This is a genomic window from Stenotrophomonas sp. PS02300, assembly GCF_029959395.1.
GTDB classification, from domain to species: Bacteria; Pseudomonadota; Gammaproteobacteria; order Xanthomonadales; family Xanthomonadaceae; genus Stenotrophomonas; species Stenotrophomonas maltophilia_AD.
The window spans coordinates 1-5,899 of the sequence record NZ_JASCOP010000184.1; the positions used below are offsets into that span (position 1 = coordinate 1).

Below are 5,899 nucleotides of genomic sequence, written 5' to 3' on the forward strand. Positions count from 1 at the left end.
CGCCCGCGGGGGGGCGGGGGCGGGGGGGGCCCGCCGCCCCCCCGCCGGGGCAGGGTCACCACCGGTACCGGCAGCGAGGCCGGCACGCTGGCTTCGGCGCGGCTGCCTTTGCGCAGGATCGCGCCCGGCGTGCCGAGCCTGCCCTGGAACTCGTCCATCTTCAGCAGCACCGCCGATGCACCGCGGTCGGACAGGGTCCACTGGCGGCCGTTGTCGCCGATCAGCTCGATGCGGCTGTCCTTCACCAGGGCCTTGAGGAGTGCCGTCACCTGCGCCGCAGAGAAGCGGGTGGTGTCCGCCACGGTGCCCAGCGCGGTGCCGTTGATGCGCAGCGTGACGGTGGCCGGCAGGTCGCTTTCCTCGTACTCGCCCAGCATCAGCTCGGCCCCGATCGGCTGGTCCGGGCCGCCACGTCGGGTGAGCAGTACGGAGACGGGGTCGCCGCCGGCGTCCTCGTCCTGGTAGCCGGCGGCCCTGCAGGTGCGGGTATTGTCGCACGCCAGCGTCCAGTCCTCATGGCTGAATGCCACGCCGGGAGTAATCGCGCTGGCCGGTGCAGCGCGCGCGGCAGGGAACAGGCCGGCGAGCAGCAGGGGGATCAGGGGCAGGCGCATGCGGACATCCTTCTTCGACAACATTCCATGGGGGAGGGATCGTGGACCAGCGGGGGGCGTGCTGTCCAACCCCGTTTCCGGTGCTGGTGCGTTCAACCCTTCGTCATCGGATCAGGAGCGTCACATGGACAGCGTGCTGCGCGGTATCGGATTGGGGTTGTTGCTGTGGGTGGGTGGGGGAGCGGGTATGCCGACGGCGGCAGCGCAACGCCTGGTCGAGCCGCTGCTGAAGGTGGCCGGTGCGGAACAGTCGGTGCAGCTGGAACAGGCGCGCATCGACAGCCATGTGGCGGCCGGCCTGGCCGAAACCCGCATCGAACTGGTGTTCCGCAACCCGAACCGGCGCGTGCTGGAAGGCGCGCTGGAATTCCCGTTGGCCGAAGGCCAGCAGGTAACCGCCTTCTCCCTGGATATCGATGGCGTGCTGCGCGATGCGGTGCCCGTGCCCAAGGCGCAGGGACGCCAGGTGTTCGAGGCGATCGAGCGGCGCCGGGTCGATCCGGGCCTGTTGGAGCAGACGGCGGGCAACCAGTTCCGCCTGCGGATCTACCCCATTCCTGCGCTGGGCACGCGTCGGGTGGCACTGACCGTGCGTGAGGCGCTGCCGGTGAGCAGGGAGGGCCTGCGCTGGACCCTGCCGTTGCAGTTCGTGGGGCAGGCCAGGTCGGTACAGCTGCGCCTGGATGCGATCGCTACCGGCGTGCCGGTGATTCACGGACCGCCGACGCTGGCCCTGGCGCTGCGCGACGGTGCCTGGCGCGCCGAGTGGCAGGGCAGCGGTGGGCAGCTGCCGGATCAACTGGGCTGGACCCTGCCACTGCCGCGCGGGGTGGATGCGGTGCGGGGTGGCTTCGATGACGAGCGCTATGTGATGGTGCAGGTGCCTGTGCCGGTGCAGACCCGCCAACGCGCCTTGCCCCATCGTGTGGGCCTGCTCTGGGATGCATCCGGCTCCGGGCGGAATCGCGACACTGCAGCGGAGCTTGCGGTGCTGGAGCGCTACTTCGGCGCCATCGGCAACGGCGAGGTGCAGCTGACCGTGCTGCGTGACCGCGCCGAGCCGATCCGTCGCTTCGCCATCCGCAACGGTGACTGGAGCGCATTGCGCCGGTACCTGGAGGCGTTGGCCTACGACGGCGCGAGTGCGCTGGGTGACTGGACCGCGCAAGCCGACATCGACGAGTACCTGCTGGTCAGCGATGGGCTGGCCAACTACGCCAGGCGCGACCGCCCCGCATTGCGTGCGAACCAGCGCCTGTATGCGCTCAGCGGTGCCGGTGCACGCACCGACAGCGACCGGCTGCGTGCGTGGGCGCGTGCAGCGCAGGGGCAGCTGCTGGTGGTGAACGGCAGCCAGGATGTGGCGTCCATGACGACACGCCTGCTGCGCGACAACCCGGGCAACGTGCAGGCCGAAGGCGATGGGCTGGCCGACCTGATCGTGGATGCCGAACGCGCCGACCAGGGCTGGGTGCGCGTGCTGGCCCGCATGCAGCACGCAGACGGCGTACTGCGGGTGCAACTGCCGGCTGCAGACGGCACGCGGCAGGCGCTGACGATTCCGCTGGCGCAGGCGCGCGATACCGGTGGTGCGCTGGTCGCCCATGCCTGGGCGGAGGCCCGGGGCCGCGAACTGGCCGCAGACCCGGTGGGCAACCGTGGCGCGATCCAGGCGCTGTCCCAGCGCTTTGGGCTGGTCGGCGCCGATACCTCGCTGCTGGTGCTGGAAACGCTGGACGATTACCTGCGCTATGGCATCCGCCCGGCTGGACCGCTGCAGCAGGACTACGACCGCCTGCACGCGGTGACGCTGGATGACGAGGCCGGCGCTCGCCGCGCGCGCCTGGACAAGCTGGCCCTGCAGTTCGCCGAACGCGAGCAATGGTGGAACCGGGCCTGGCCAAAAGGCGCACCCCCGGCGGCGGCGTCGAGCAAGCAGTTGATGGCACCGATGCCGGCCGCCGCACCGGCACCGCCCGCGCCGGCCATGATGCTGGCCGCCGAAAGCGCGCAGCGCGAGCGGGCGGAGGCCGCGTCCACCGCGCTGGATCGCGTGGAGCTCACCGCGTCCCGGCGCACGCAGGCCGATGCTGCAGCCGATATGGCGGTGGAAACCGATGCCGATGACCGGGCAAACCAGGGCGCGCTGCGCATCACCGTCGCCGCCTGGGCACCGGACTCGGCCTACGCACGCCGGTTGCGCGCGGCACGGCCGGAGGCGGTGTACGCCCTGTACCTGCAGGAACGCGATCAGCACGCCGACAGCAGCGCCTTCTACCTCGACGTGGCCGACATCCTGTTCGCCCACGGCCAGCGCGACCTGGCGCTGCGGGTGCTGTCCAACCTGGCCGAGATGCAGCTGGAAAACCGCCACGTGCTGCGCGTGCTGGGCTACCGGCTGATGCAGGCCAAGGCACCGGCGTTGGCTGTGCCGGTGTTCCGTGACGTGCTGGCGCTGGGCGAGGAGGAGCCGCAGAGCTTCCGTGACCTGGCCCTGGCGCTGGAAGCGGACAACCAGCCGCAGGCGGCGCTGGCCGCGTTCAACGAGGTGGTGGTGCGGCCGTGGGACGAACGCTTCGACGGCATCTCGCTGATCGCGCTGGATGAGCTGACCACGCTGGTGGCGCGCACCGGGGTGGATGCCCGCGCGGTGGACCCGCGCTTGCGCCGGCCGATGCCGCTGGACCTGCGCGTGGTGCTGAGCTGGGACAGCGACAACAGCGACATGGACCTGTGGGTGACCGACCCCAACGGCGAGCGCGCCTACTACGGCAACCGGCTGACCTGGCAGGGCGGGCAGATGTCGCGCGACTTCACCGGCGGCTACGGTCCGGAACAGTTCTCGCTGCGCCAGGCCAAGCCCGGCCGCTACAAGGTGGAGGCGAACTACTTCGGCAGCCGCGAGCAGCTGGTGACCGGGGCCACCACGCTGACCCTGCGCCTGAGCACGCACTGGGGCAGCCGCCGCCAGCAGGACCAGCAGGTGACCATGCGCCTGAAGGACAGTGCCGACACCGTGCTGGTGGGCGAGTTCGACGTGCGCTGAGCCGCAGCCCGTAGAATCGGGCGCTGATTCCCCGGCGCCCGATGCATGGACCCGAACGTGCCCCACCGAAGTTCCCCGCGCTGGCGGCCCACCAGCCGCCTGCTGGTCTGGGCCGCCATCCTGCTCGGCAGCGGCGTGGCCAATGCCGTGGTCGAGGTGATGGATGCCCAGCGCCGGGGTGAGGCGCTGGCGCTGTGGGAGCCGATGACGTGGGAGCTGAGCAGCGCCGGCATGATCCTGCTGACCCTGCCGCTGCTGTGGTGGGGCTGCCAGCGCTGGCCGCTGCATGCCGATACCTGGAAGCGGCGGCTGCCGCTGTACCTGCTGGCCAGCGTGGGCTGGTCGCTGCTGCACGTGGCCGGGATGATGCTGCTGCGCCACCTGGCCTATGCCAGCGTGGGCGAGCACTACGTGGACGGCTCGGCCTGGCCGACCCGGATCCTGTACGAGTACCTCAAGGACGTGCGCGCGTTCTTCAGCTTCGTGGCGCTGGAGCACTTCTTCAGCTGGTTCGGCCGCCGCCGGCAGGGCGAGGCGCACCTGCTGGCCGCGCCCGACGATGCCCCGCCGGAAGAGCCGGTCGAGCGCCCGCAGCGTTTCCTGGTGCGCAAGCTGGGCCGGGATTTCCTGGTGGCCACCGCGGACATCGAGTACGCCCAGGCCGCCGGCAACTACATGAACCTGCACGTGCGCGGTCATGAGTACCCGCTGCGCAGCACGATGGCGACGCTGGAGGCACAGCTGGACCCGGCCCGGTTCGTGCGCATCCACCGCAGCTACGTGCTCAACCTGGGCTTCCTGGTCTCCATCGAGCCGCTGGACAGCGGGGAGGCCCGGGCACACCTGAAGGATGGCAGCATGCTGCCGTGCAGCCGCCGCCAGCTGCCGGTGCTGCGTGCCGCACTGGGGCAGGGGCCCGCACCGGCCGAGCCTGCCGCGACGCCGACAGCAACATGAACAAGCGCTCTGGGCTACAATTCCGGTCTTGTCCCAAGCCTTCATTACCGCCGATATGATCGAGCTCAATCCCGTGCGCCAGCGAATCACCGATCTCACCGATCGCGTGCTCTCGCTCAGGGGGTATCTTTGACTACGACGCCAAGAAAGAGCGTCTGGAAGAAGTAACCCGGGAACTGGAAAACCCCGATATCTGGAACAACGCCGAATATGCCCAGACCCTGGGCCGCGAGCGTTCCAGCCTGGAAAAGACCGTGGGCGGCATCGCCACCATCCTGGATGGCCTGGCCGAATCCGGCGAACTGCTGGAACTGGCTGAAAGCGAACAGGACGAAGATACCGCCCTGGCCGTGGTCGCCGACCTGGACAAGTACCAGAAGCACGTGGAACAGCTGGAATTCCAGCGCATGTTCTCCGGCAAGATGGACAACGCCCCGGCGTTCGTCGACATCCAGGCCGGTGCCGGTGGCACCGAAGCCCAGGACTGGGCCGAAATCCTGCTGCGCATGTACCTGCGCTGGTGCGAATCGCGCGGCTGGAAGACCGAACTGATGGAAGTGTCCGGTGGCGATGTTGCCGGCATCAAGTCGGCCACGCTGCGCGTGGAAGGCGACTATGCCTACGGCTGGCTGAAGACCGAAACCGGCGTGCACCGCCTGGTGCGCAAGTCGCCGTTCGATTCGGACAACCGCCGCCACACCAGCTTCACCTCGGTGTTCGTGTCGCCGGAAGTCGACAACAACATTGAGATCGACATCAACCCGGCCGACCTGCGTACCGACGTGTACCGTTCGTCCGGCGCCGGTGGCCAGCACGTCAACAAGACCGAATCGGCGGTGCGCATCACGCACATCCCGACCAATACGGTCGTGGCCTGCCAGACTGGCCGCAGCCAGCACCAGAACCGCGACAACGCGATGAAGATGCTGGCCGCCAAGCTGTACGAGCTGGAAATCCAGAAGCGCAATGCCGAGCGCGATGCGGTGGAAGCGACCAAGTCCGACATCGGCTGGGGCAGCCAGATCCGCAACTACGTGCTCGACCAGAGCCGCATCAAGGACCTGCGCACCGGCATTGAGCGTTCGGACACCCAGAAGGTGCTCGATGGCGACCTCGACGAATTCGTCGAAGCCAGCCTGAAGTCGGGCCTGGAAGTCGGTTCCAAACGCATCGACGCCTGACGGTCGGGCCGCCACGTGCGGCCCGATCCGCTCCACCCCGGCACGCCCCGGGTTTCGTATTCCCCGTGCCTATGCCCCCAGCCCTAGACCCCCCCCCTGAA

Annotated in this window: 4 protein-coding genes; 3 read left to right on the top strand and 1 reads right to left on the bottom strand. The window is 69.2% G+C overall.

The genetic code is table 11. From position 1 onward, the window contains the following. On the bottom strand, positions 1 to 614 hold a 614-nt coding region (locus tag QMX79_RS19640; protein ID WP_282248268.1), incomplete at its 3' end, for a DUF1176 domain-containing protein. Positions 615 to 738: 124 nt separating this feature from the next. On the opposite strand from QMX79_RS19640, the gene QMX79_RS19645 reads away from it, so the two are divergent. From QMX79_RS19645 to prfB, 3 genes are all read left to right on the top strand, one after another. After that, positions 739 to 3,660 (top strand): VIT domain-containing protein, encoded by a 2,922-nt coding sequence (locus QMX79_RS19645; protein ID WP_282248269.1) that lies wholly within the window; start codon positions 739 to 741, stop codon positions 3,658 to 3,660. A gap of 45 nt (positions 3,661 to 3,705) precedes the next feature. After that, on the top strand, positions 3,706 to 4,617 hold the full coding sequence (locus QMX79_RS19650; protein WP_282248270.1) for a LytTR family DNA-binding domain-containing protein: 912 nt from the start codon (positions 3,706 to 3,708) through the stop codon (positions 4,615 to 4,617). Between the two features lie 55 nt (positions 4,618 to 4,672). Further along, a protein-coding gene (gene prfB, locus QMX79_RS19655) for a peptide chain release factor 2 (RefSeq protein ID WP_282248271.1) occupies positions 4,673 to 5,798 on the top strand; the annotation gives its coding sequence in 2 pieces (ribosomal slippage) (positions 4,673 to 4,747 and positions 4,749 to 5,798; 1,125 coding nt in all). The last annotated feature ends 101 nt before the right edge of the window (positions 5,799 to 5,899 follow it).

Bases quoted from the DNA above. Each gene is read 5' to 3' on its own strand.
- QMX79_RS19645 (WP_282248269.1), top strand. From the start codon at position 739: ATGGACAGCGTGCTGCGCGGTATCGGATTGGGGTTGTTGCTGTGGGTG.
- QMX79_RS19650 (WP_282248270.1), top strand. From the start codon at position 3,706: ATGGACCCGAACGTGCCCCACCGAAGTTCCCCGCGCTGGCGGCCCACC.